The following is a 9,636-nucleotide window of genomic DNA, read 5'->3' as shown; positions in this document are numbered from 1 at the left end:
CTGCACCTACATGCAATGTGTGCGGCTTCGCCGCACGGCGCTGCGCGCCAGTCCCCGGATAAACGCCTCCACTCAGCCTCCCGAAGGCGCGGGTGGATCAAGATCAAGAGCTGCAGGCGAGCTAACGCTCGGCCTGATGAATGGTGGGGGCGGGTGTATGGCTTGCCTTTGTAGGAGCTGCCGGAGGCTGCGATCTTTTGATCTTTTGATCTTTCAATCTTCTGATTTTCTAATGATGAATCGCCGAGTGTTTTTCCTGGCTGCGTCGCCACGCTGCCGGTGGGGCGCCGTATTCTCTGCGAAACGCGCGACTGAAGGCGGTATCTGTCTGATAACCCACTTCTTCTGCAATCCGTATCAACGAGCTGTTGCTGCTGCGTAACAGGTTGGCGGCCAGCAACATCCTCCATTGCGTGAGGTACTGCATCGGTGAAACCCCGACCAGTTGTTGAAAGCGCTCAGCGAGCACTGATCTGGATGTGCCGGCGGTGCGGGCCAGTTCTTCCAGGGTCCAGCAGTGGCACGGTTTGTCGTGCAGGGCGTTGAGGGCGGCGCCGACGATGCGGTCGTTGACGCCAGCCAGCCATCCGGTGCGGCCTTTGCCGTGTTCGTGCATGTACAGGCGCAGGACTTCGATGAACAGCACTTCGGCCAGTTTCGCCAGCACGCCTTCGCCGCCGGGTCGTGGGGAGCGGGCTTCGGCCAGGGCGTAGCGCACTGACGATTCCAGCCAGATCCCGGCAGGCGAGCCGCGTACGTTGACCCGCACCACTGACGGCAACCCCGTCAACAACATCCCCGCCAACCGTGTATCGCAGGCCAGGTAACCGCACACCAGTCGCGTCACCGCGCCGCCACCGCCGTAGCTCAACTGCCGCGGCCGCCGGGCCAGGACCCTGTCCAGTCGTCCGCCGGTGGCGGGGGGCAGGCCGGGTTGGGAGCTCATGCGGTGGGCGTCGCCCTGGGGAAACAGCACCACGTCGCCGGCGCTCAGCAGCAGAGGCGGGGCATTGTCCAGTTCGACGTAGCACTCGCCTTCGGTGATCAGGTGAAAGATCACCACCCGTTCGGCGTTCGGCTCCAGGAACGGCGCGGCGGTGTCGGCCCTTGGCGATTGATAGCACCAGGGCGCGGTGAACCGTGCATTGATGAAGATGGCGCCGACCAGGCGGACGACGCGAAGGGTCTGTGACAAGGCGTCCATGGTGACTTCCGGTGCAGAGACACAGGTTGAAGTACCTGATTGTGAACGCCTCTGCGCATCCGGTGAAATCTCCGGACGATCGGGCAGGCCTGGCCGACGATCGGGCAGGACGCCGGTGGCGCGCCAGAGTGATAGTTTGGCTACAGGGCCGTTACCGACTCTGTAGTCCATAACAAGAATGAGAGGTTGCCATGCCGAAGTTCGTTATTGAGCGCGAAATACCGGGTGCTGGAACACTGTCAGAAAGGGATTTGAAAGCCGCGTCGCAAAAGTCCTGCCGGACCCTGCGCGAGCTGCCTGAGGTGCAGTGGCTGCAAAGTTACGTGACCGGTGACAGGTTGTACTGCGTTTACATCGCACCGAGCGAAGCGCAGATACAGGAGCACGCCAGGCTGAGCGGTTTCCCGGCTACCCGCGTGTCCCAGGTCACGTCCATCATCGATCCGACCACGGCAGAATAAGCCCGGCGGCGTTCCATCCCGCAACGGAGCGGAATCATGAGTACACCCATTGATCTGAATGCCTTGAAAAATCGCCAGATGGCCGCCTGGGCCAGCGGCGACTACGCCGTGATCGGCACCACGTTGCAGATCGTCGGCGAGCAACTGGCCGAGGCCTGTGACCTGCTGTGCGATGAGCAAGTACTGGACGTCGCCGCCGGCAACGGCAATGCCACCCTGGCCGCTGCCCGCCGCGGCTGTCTGGTGACCTCCACCGACTATGTGGCCGCACTGCTCGAACGCGGCGAGGACCGGGCCAGGGCCGAGCGCCTCAATGTTACCTTCCAGGTCGCCGACGCCGAAGCGCTGCCCTTTGCCGATGCCAGCTTCGATGCAGTGCTGTCGACCTTCGGCGTGATGTTCACCCCGGACCAGCCCAAGGCCGCCGCAGAACTGGCGCGGGTCTGTCGGCCGGGGGGGCGGATCGGTTTGGCCAATTGGACCCCGGAAGGGTTCGTCGGACAGATGTTCAAGATCCTCGGCAAGCACATGCCGCCACCCCCCGGCGCGCAGTCGCCGTCACAGTGGGGCACCGAAGCCTGGCTGCACTCGCATTTCGACGATCGCCAGTTCCTGGTGCAGGTCACGCGCAAGCACTTCAACTTCCGCTATCGCGACGCCGGGCATTTCATCGACACTTTCCGCAGCTGGTACGGCCCGATGCACAAGGCTTTCGCCGCGTTGCCGGCCGATGGCGCCAAGGCATTGGAGAAGGACATGACCGACCTGCTCAACCATTTGAACCGGGCAGGGGAGAAGTCGCTGGTGGTGCCCAGTGAGTACCTGGAAGTGGTCATCACAAGGCGCTGACTTCACACAGGCCCCATGTGGGAGCGGGCTTGCTCGCGAAGGCGGTGGACCAGTCGATGTTAATGGTGACTGACACATTGCCTTCGCGAGCAAGCCCGCTCCCACAGGGGATTTGCGTTGTCAGGGGAATTCAAATCACCTGCGCGCCTCGAGCCATTCACGCATCACCGGCCTGCTATTTAACGTCGAACCATTCCAGCGCCGTGCGCCAGAAGCAGATCCCCAGGAAGTACGCCGACATCAGCAACCAGAGCCCCATGACCAGCGGGTTGATCACCGGATGGTTGATCACCAGCGACAGGCTGCACAGCAACCAGATGGCTGTCACGGCGATGTTGATCGGCATGAAACGGCGGACCCGGAACGGGTGGAGGAATTTCATTCGGGTCAGGGTCAGCAAGGCCAGGCCGATCACCGTCAGGAAGGTGATCCACGGCGACGGCGCAATGATGTACAGGCACAGCGCGACCACGTTCCACGCGGCGGGGAAGCCCTGGAAGTAGTTGTCCTTGCTTTTCATATTGACGTTGCAGAAACAGAACAGCGACGACACCAGAATCAGCGACACCGTCAGCAGCAGCGTGTAGTCCGGCAGCGGCACGTAGCGATAGATGAACAGTGCCGGAATGAACACATAGGTCAGGTAATCGATCACCAGGTCGAGGATTGAACCGTCGAAGCTCGGCAGCACCGACTGCACATTGACCTTGCGCGCCAGGGCGCCATCCAGACCGTCGACGATCAGCGCCACCCCCAGCCACAGCAGGCAATTGGTCGGCTGGTTGTCGAGCAGGGCCAGGGTCGCGAGGAACGCGGTGACCACGCCGGTGGCAGTAAAACCATGGGCTCCCCACGCTTTGAGCCGGGCAATGTGCAGAGTCGTTATCACGGGGGCGTTCTCCAGAAAAAGAAACAAGCCAGTCAGCGCCTTGAATTAAAGAAGGCGGCGGCAAACCGGGTCGGGTGCAGGTATCGACCGGGTATCCGGGAATAAGGTTCACCACCTGAGTAATGCTGTTCACTTAAGATGAAGTAAAACCTGTGGCCCAACGGGAGCAAGCTCCCTCGCCACGGATAAAGTATTCGTCCTCAAGTGAACAGCATTACACCACCTATGAATCTTAGCTGGGCCGTAAAAAAAGGCTCTGGATAAATCCACCGGGCCAGTACGAAGTGATGTCAGCCAAACGGTGTTAGCACATTTTGCGGCGGGGGCTATCTTTGTTGGTCTGGATCCATTCCCTGGAAGAGGACGTCGCCATGAACACCACCGATCTGCTCGAACAACTGCTGCGCGGCGGCCAGGGCGCGGTGCCGCGACAGGGCGGCGGGGCGGCGCAAGGCGGACTCGGGGACCTGGGTGGGTTGCTCGGTGGCTTGCTCGGCGGTGGCTCGGGGAGCGGGGCTGGTGCCGGTGGCATGGGCGGCCTGGGTGGCCTGGGCGGCTTGCTCGGTGGCCTGCTGGGAGGCGGTTCGCCGATGGGTGGTTCGACCCAGGGTCGCTCCGGTGGCGGCTCCAACTACGCCGCGCTGGCGTCCCTCGGGATGATGGCCTTCCAGGCGTACCAGGCCTGGCAACGTAGCCAGGCCGCGCAGCAGCAACCGGCACCGCAACAGGCGGTGCGTACCGTGGACATGCTGGCGGGGCCCGAAGTGGAAGAACACAGCCATGCCGTCCTGCGTGCATTGATCGCTGCCGCGAAGGCCGATGGCCGGTTCGACGATGCGGAAAAACAGATGATCAATGCCGAAATCGCCCGCCACACCGACGACCCGCAATTGCAGCAGTGGCTCGATGATGAGGTGGCCAAACCCCTGAACCCTGCCGAAGTGGCTCAATCGGCCAGCGACCCCGGCATGGCCGCCGAAATGTACCTGGCCAGTGTGATGCTGGTGGACGATCAGCAGGATGCCGAGCGTAACTATCTGGATGAGCTGGCGGCGGCGCTGAACATCGATCCGGATTTGCAGGTGCACCTGGAGCAGCAGGCCAAGGGCACTGCTTGAATTCAAGTCGTCTGTGAGCACGCTTTCGCAAGCAGGTCGCTCCCACAGTTGAATGTGATTGACGGTGGGGGCGACTTCGAAAATCTGCGGTAAAAAACTCCCCGCTACGTGCCTCCGTCTGTCCGGGGATTTTCAACGCCAATGGAATTTTTCTGCGCCCGGCTCGCTCTGCTGATGGACAGACGCGACGTTCAGCAGGGTGCACCATGAACAAGGACCTGGATGACTACAACCGCATGCGTGACTTTTCGGCGACCTCAGAGCCGGCAGCCGTCACGCGCAAGGGCCGGAAAACTGCCAAGGATCACGCCCTGCAGTTCTGCATTCAGAAACACGACGCCTCGCGCCTGCATTACGACTTCCGCCTGGAGCTCGATGGCGCGCTGAAAAGCTGGGCGGTGCCCAAGGGCCCGTCCCTGGACCCCAGCGTCAAGCGCCTGGCCGTGCATGTCGAAGACCATCCGATCGATTACGCCACCTTCGAGGGCAGCATCCCTGAAGGCCATTACGGCGCCGGCGATGTGATTGTCTGGGACCGTGGCGTGTGGATTCCCCAGGAAGACCCGGCCAAGGCCTATGCCAAAGGCAAACTGAAATTCGAATTGCAGGGCGAGAAGCTCGCCGGCCTGTGGAACCTGGTGCGCACCCACATGCCGGGCAAGCAGGAACAATGGTTTCTGATCAAGCATCAGGACGGTGCCGCCCGCCCGGAGAAAGATTACGACGTGGTCGCCGCCGAACCGGACAGCGTGCTCAGCGATCGCACCCTCATCGCCAAGGCACCGAAAACCGCCAAAGCGGCAAAACCCAAAGCGGTCAAAAAACCTGCTGTGGCGACCAAGGAAAGGTCCGGACAACTGACCGGCGCGCACAAGGCCAAACTGCCCGATCAACTCAAGCCAGAACTGGCGACCCTGGTCGCGCGCGCGCCGGACGGCCAGTGGAGCTATGAGGTCAAGTTCGACGGCTACCGGATCATGGCCCGCATTGACCACGAGGACGTCAAACTCTTCACCCGCAACGGCCACGACTGGACCCACAAGCTCCCCGGTCAGGCCAAGGCGCTGGCGGCGCTGGGCCTGGAGTCGGCCTGGCTCGACGGCGAAATGGTGGTGACGGACGAGCAGGGCATCCCGGACTTCCAGGCACTGCAAAACGCTTTTGAAGCCAACCGCAGCGCTAACATACTTTACTACCTGTTCGACCTGCCGTACCTCAATGGCGTGGACCTGCGCGAAGTGCCGGTGGAAGAACGCCGGGCTGCGCTGGCGACCGTGCTCAATACCTCGAAAGACCCGCTGTTGCGGTTTTCCGATGCCTTCGGCGAAGACCCCGAAGCCCTGCTCAACAGCGCCTGCCAGATGCGCATGGAGGGGCTGATCGGCAAGCGTCTGGGCTCGCCATACGTGTCCCGGCGCAGCAGCGACTGGATCAAGCTCAAGTGCAAGCATCGGCAGGAATTCGTCGTTGTCGGTTTCACCGATCCCAAGGGCTCGCGCAGCAAGTTCGGTGCGTTGCTGCTGGGGCTGCATGACCGCGACAGCGGCCAATTGCGCTACGCCGGCAAGGTCGGCACCGGTTTCAACGAAGCCACGCTGGGCAGCATCCACGAGCAACTCAAACCCTTGCAGACGAAAAAACCGGCGGTGGTCAATCCTCCCAGCGGCGTGGAATTGAAAGGGGTGCATTGGCTCAAACCGCGCCTGTTGGCGGAAGTGGCATTCGCTGAAATCACCAAGGACGGGTCGGTCCGGCATGCGGTGTTCCATGGCCTGCGTGACGACAAGCCTGCCAAAGACATTACTGAGGAGCGTCCGAGCGCCGTGAAAACTGCATCCACCAAAACTGCCGCTGCCAAAACTGCCCCTGCAAAAACCGCCCCTGTAAAAAAAGCCGCGTCCACGAAGAAACCGGCGGCTGCCAAGGCCCAGGCAACGCCAAAGAACGCCGACCCGGCGCCGTCCCAGCTTGGCCTCGCTGAAGGCAAGGTACGCATCACTCACCCCGACCGGGTGATCGACGTCACCAGCGGCACCACCAAGATGCAACTGGCGCAGTACTACGCCAGTGTCGCCGAGTGGATTCTGCCCGAGCTCAAGGACCGCCCCGTGGCACTGGTGCGAGCCCCGGACGGCATTGCCGGCGAGCTGTTCTTCCAGAAAAACGCCGAACGCCTGGCGATCCCCGGCATCACCACCCTGGACCAGAAGCTCACCGGCCAGCCGATGATGGTCATCAACAGCGCCGAAGCCCTGGTCGGCGCGGTGCAGATGAGTACCGTGGAGTTGCACACCTGGAACGCCACCTCGGACAACCTCGACAAGCCCGACCGCTTTGTCCTCGACCTCGACCCGGACCCGGCACTGCCCTGGAAACGTATGGTCGAGGCGACGCAATTGACCCTGACGGTGCTCGATGAGCTGGGGCTCAAGGCGTTTCTCAAGACCAGCGGTGGCAAGGGCATCCACCTGGTGGTACCGCTGACCCGCAAACTCGGTTGGGACGAGGTCAAGGATTTCAGCCACGGCATCGTCAGCCACATGGCGAAGATGCTGCCGGAGCGCTTTTCCGCCGTGTCGGGGCCGAAGAACCGGGTGGGGCGGATCTTCATCGATTACCTGCGCAACGGGTTGGGCGCCACGACCATCTGCGCCTATGCCGCGCGCACCCGGGAAGGGTTGCCGGTTTCAGTGCCGATCTTTCGCGAAGAGGTGGAAGCGCTCAAGGGGGGCAACCAGTGGAACATCCACAATGTGCATGAACGTCTGGCTGAAGTGGGCGACGAACCCTGGGCTGACCTGAAGAAAACCCGCCAGACCATCACCGCCGACATGCGCCGGCGCGTGGGCATGAAAAAAACCTGACACAACCCCTGTAGGAGCGAGCTTGCTCGCGATGCACGTCAACGATAACGCGGGGCACCAGGCAGCCCGTGTCGTCATTGCGTTCTTCGCGAGCAAGCTCGCTCCTGCAAAGAGTCTGTGTTAGCGGATGAACGCCTGGAAGTCGGTTCCCAGTTTGTCGATAGCCTCTTTGAAATCCTGGGCAGTGATCTTCTGGCTTTCGTTGGACAGCTGTTTACCGAACACCTTGCGCACTACCTTGGCCACGGTCTGGTTGTTTTTCGCGTCGATGAACTCGGCCTCGATGAACAGTTCGGTGTCCTGGTCGCGGTGACCGGTAGCTGCCTGCGTTGCCCCGACGACCGCCGCGACGGGCACCACTTCATACCATTTCATGCCTTCGTTGGCAGCGCTCACCCCGGTGATCGCGGCGCGCATGATCAGGGTTTTCGAACCGGCCGGTGCGGCGTTCGGGCTGGAAACCACCCGGTATTTCTGCCCCAGGGTCGCCTTGGCCTTATTGGTCATGTAGTTCTGAATCTCATTGAGCGTCTGCTGGTTGACCCGCTCATTGGGCTTGGGCGCGGGGTACAGTTCCAGCTTGTTGAAGGCCACCGTGTCATAGGCATTGGCGTTCCACGACGGGCTGACCCAGCGCATCGCCGTGCCGCCGCTGGGCGTGGTGACTTCCTGCAGGTTGTTGTAGTTGGACAGGTAGCCGGAGTACTGCTCCTTGTCAGTGACTTTGGAGGTGCAACCGCCGAGCAGCAGCCCGGTCAATGCAACGCCGACGAGCAGGTTTCGAGACAGGTTCATAGTGCGGTGTGCTCCTTGGGTAAGTGGTCTAAGCGTAGCCAGATAATCAGAAACGCCAAGTCATGTTCCCGGTCACCGCTTGAATCCAGGCACTGTCGAATTGACCGGAAATTCGATTGCCCGACAACGATTTGTTCTGGTCCACCTCCATGTCGCCCATCCAGATCATGGCCCAGCTGAGGTTGACGTCGGTGTCCTTGTCCAGTGCATAGGTGGCCCCCGTGGCAATACGCCAGGATTCGGCCATGGGCACGATCACCGAGCGCTTGCTGTCGGAAACGGCACTGCTGTCGTACGCCACGCCGAAGTTCCACAGCAGTTGCCGGGTGGCCTGGTATTGCCCGCCCAGCGACAGATGCCAGGTGTCTTTGAAACCGGCGTCGATGTTGGTCGATCGGGCATCGTTGGCCGAGGTGTCGACCTGCACGCCGATGTCACCGAATTGCGACCAGTCCTGCCAGTTGACGGATGCGAGCAGGGCCCATTGCTTGTCCAGTTGCTGGTACAGGCTCAGGGTGACAGTTTGCGGCACGGTCATGTCCAGTCGGGTTTTGGCGCCGTCCAGGCGATTGAGTAAAGGGCCGTTGCCCTTGATGTCCAGGCCGTCCTCGAACTTCAGGTCGACCTTGCTGGTGTAGGCCAGGCCGATGCGAGTGCCAGGTTGCGGGGCGTAGATCACCCCGACGTTGGCGCCGAAGCCCCAGTCCTTGTCCTTGTACTTGAACTGGCCGTCTGCACGATCGGTGAGGCCGAACGGCGAGCGGTCGATGGCGGTCTGGGCTTGCAACATGCCGTACATGGCTTTGACGCCCACGCCCACCGACCATTGCTCGTTGAAGCGATAGGCCACGCTGGGCACCAGCGACAGACCGAGCAGGCTGGAGTTTTGCGAGAAGTACCGCCCCGCCCAGTCATTGTCGTAATTGACCGCCAGGCCGAAGTCGCCGTACTGGCCGAAGCCGACGCTCCAGTGGTCATCCAGTTCATGGCTGATGAAAAAACTTCCGCCGGCCATCGGGTCCAGCGCATTGCCGCTACCACTGCCGGACACGTTGGTGTCGTCGTCACGGTTGAACTTGATATCCCCGTAAAGCATCTGCAAACCAGCCGTGATCTGCGTACCCGGCAGGTAACTCATGCCCGCCGGGTTGCTGGCGATGGTGGAGGGGCCCTGTGCCCGGGCAGCGGCGCCGGCGTTGGCCAGCCCGACGTTATCGGTGGCGATTTCGTAGAGCATGATGCCGCCGGCATGGGCTTGCTGGCAGCAGAGGGCGATCAGGGTGAGGGCGGGCAGGGTGGCTGTTCTGGTCGGCATGGGAATACCTCAACGCAGGTCCTGGTCGAAAGCGGGTGGCCTGGCCGGCCACCCTTGCCGTGGGGGTTTACTTGGCCATCTCGGCGCGCGCCGCGGCGATCTTTGCCTTGACCGAATCGAGGTTGAAGCTCGCGCCTTTTT

At 61.9% G+C, this 9,636-nt stretch carries 8 protein-coding genes; 4 read left to right on the top strand and 4 right to left on the bottom strand.

Going from position 1 to position 9,636, the window contains the following annotated elements; all coding sequences use genetic code 11:
- Positions 1-229 precede the first annotated feature (229 nt).
- Positions 230-1,204 (bottom strand): AraC family transcriptional regulator, encoded by a 975-nt coding sequence (locus tag B0W55_RS27120; protein WP_077048985.1) that lies wholly within the window; start codon positions 1,202-1,204, stop codon positions 230-232.
- Between the two features lie 191 nt (positions 1,205-1,395).
- Between B0W55_RS27120 and B0W55_RS27115 the strand changes: the two genes are divergently transcribed.
- Both B0W55_RS27115 and B0W55_RS27110 read left to right on the top strand, forming a co-directional pair.
- Positions 1,396-1,665, top strand: a complete 270-nt coding sequence (locus B0W55_RS27115) for a DUF4242 domain-containing protein (protein ID WP_077048984.1) — start codon at positions 1,396-1,398, stop codon at positions 1,663-1,665.
- A gap of 36 nt (positions 1,666-1,701) precedes the next feature.
- A complete protein-coding gene (locus tag B0W55_RS27110; protein WP_077048983.1) occupies positions 1,702-2,514 on the top strand; it encodes a class I SAM-dependent methyltransferase in 813 nt (270 codons plus the stop codon).
- Between the two features lie 175 nt (positions 2,515-2,689).
- Here the strand turns inward: B0W55_RS27110 and pcsA are convergent, their stop codons facing one another.
- Entirely contained in the window at positions 2,690-3,403 is a 714-nt protein-coding gene (gene pcsA, locus B0W55_RS27105) for a phosphatidylcholine synthase (protein ID WP_077048982.1), read from the bottom strand.
- A 371-nt stretch (positions 3,404-3,774) separates the two neighbouring features.
- Between pcsA and B0W55_RS27100 the strand changes: the two genes are divergently transcribed.
- Together B0W55_RS27100 and ligD are read left to right on the top strand one after the other, a co-directional pair.
- Positions 3,775-4,521 (top strand): tellurite resistance TerB family protein, encoded by a 747-nt coding sequence (locus B0W55_RS27100; RefSeq protein WP_077048981.1) that lies wholly within the window; start codon positions 3,775-3,777, stop codon positions 4,519-4,521.
- 206 nt (positions 4,522-4,727) lie between these two features.
- Positions 4,728-7,385: a DNA ligase D gene (ligD, locus tag B0W55_RS27095; protein ID WP_077048980.1), complete on the top strand. Its 2,658-nt coding sequence runs from the start codon at positions 4,728-4,730 to the stop codon at positions 7,383-7,385.
- 120 nt (positions 7,386-7,505) lie between these two features.
- Here ligD and B0W55_RS27090 read toward each other — a convergent pair whose 3' ends face one another.
- Together B0W55_RS27090 and B0W55_RS27085 are read right to left on the bottom strand one after the other, a co-directional pair.
- On the bottom strand, positions 7,506-8,180 hold the full coding sequence (locus B0W55_RS27090) for a DUF3313 domain-containing protein (protein ID WP_077048979.1): 675 nt from the start codon (positions 8,178-8,180) through the stop codon (positions 7,506-7,508).
- Between the two features lie 46 nt (positions 8,181-8,226).
- The gene (locus B0W55_RS27085; protein ID WP_077048978.1) at positions 8,227-9,495 is read right to left on the bottom strand and encodes an OmpP1/FadL family transporter; all 1,269 of its coding nucleotides are present in this window, start codon (positions 9,493-9,495) and stop codon (positions 8,227-8,229) included.
- Between the last annotated feature and the right edge of the window lie 141 nt (positions 9,496-9,636).

This window comes from Pseudomonas sp. KK4 (genome assembly GCF_001984065.1).
Classification (GTDB): Bacteria; Pseudomonadota; Gammaproteobacteria; order Pseudomonadales; family Pseudomonadaceae; genus Aquipseudomonas.
Note: the sequence above shows the minus strand (reverse complement) of the source record. Positions and strands in the feature narration are given on the sequence as shown.

What these genes read in the sequence shown, in the direction of transcription:
- B0W55_RS27120 (WP_077048985.1), bottom strand. Translation starts at nt 1,204, where the DNA reads ATGGACGCCTTGTCACAGACCCTTCGCGTCGTCCGCCTGGTCGGCGCC.
- B0W55_RS27115 (WP_077048984.1), top strand. Translation starts at nt 1,396, where the DNA reads ATGCCGAAGTTCGTTATTGAGCGCGAAATACCGGGTGCTGGAACACTG.
- B0W55_RS27085 (WP_077048978.1), bottom strand. Translation starts at nt 9,495, where the DNA reads ATGCCGACCAGAACAGCCACCCTGCCCGCCCTCACCCTGATCGCCCTC.
- B0W55_RS27110 (WP_077048983.1), top strand. Translation starts at nt 1,702, where the DNA reads ATGAGTACACCCATTGATCTGAATGCCTTGAAAAATCGCCAGATGGCC.
- B0W55_RS27100 (WP_077048981.1), top strand. Translation starts at nt 3,775, where the DNA reads ATGAACACCACCGATCTGCTCGAACAACTGCTGCGCGGCGGCCAGGGC.
- ligD (WP_077048980.1), top strand. Translation starts at nt 4,728, where the DNA reads ATGAACAAGGACCTGGATGACTACAACCGCATGCGTGACTTTTCGGCG.
- B0W55_RS27090 (WP_077048979.1), bottom strand. Translation starts at nt 8,180, where the DNA reads ATGAACCTGTCTCGAAACCTGCTCGTCGGCGTTGCATTGACCGGGCTG.